The sequence below is a fragment of the Paraburkholderia humisilvae genome, assembly GCF_902859855.1.
Taxonomy (GTDB): domain Bacteria; phylum Pseudomonadota; class Gammaproteobacteria; order Burkholderiales; family Burkholderiaceae; genus Paraburkholderia; species Paraburkholderia humisilvae.
Genome location: NZ_CADIKH010000494.1, coordinates 1 through 550 on the forward strand (window position 1 = coordinate 1; position 550 = coordinate 550).

The 550-nt window shown below is 66.9% G+C and carries 1 protein-coding gene; it reads right to left on the reverse strand.

Translation table 11 applies throughout. The annotated features are described in order from the left end of the window. The coding region (locus tag HV796_RS43210; protein ID WP_175233669.1) for an RHS repeat protein at positions 1–550 on the reverse strand (550 nt) is incomplete at both ends.

The window sequence follows — 550 nt, forward strand, 5'->3', positions numbered from 1 at the left end:
ATAGGCGTACGTCCACACCCCGTCGCCCGTCAGGTTGCCGTTCAGGTCGTACGTCGCGCTCCGTCCCGCCGCCACCGTGTACTGGTTCAGCGCGTTCGCCGTATACGCCGTACTCGCCGCCACCGGATTCCACGCATAACGGCTGTTCGTCACACCCGCCTGCCGGATCTCCCCCAGCTGGTTACGCGTGAACGTCGCCAGCCAGTCCTCCGTGCTGCTTGTGAAGCGGTGGTTCAGCGTCGACAGCCCGCCCTGACCGTCGTACGCGAGCTCCGTGCGCGTGCCGTTGCCCAGGTCCACCTGCGTGCGACGGTTCAGCGGGTCGTAGCTGTACTTCGCCAGACTCACCGTGCCGTTCTCCAGTATCTGCACCGCACGCCGGTAACTGTCGTACGTCGTCGCCACGTGGAAGCCGTCCGGCCACGCGATATCCGTCACATTGCCCGCCGCATCGCGCGTATAGCGCAGCGTCCGGCCCGCCGCACCCGTCTGCGTGAGCTGCCCCAGACCGTCGTAGCTGTGCGTGACCGTCTGGCTGCCGTCGCTGTAC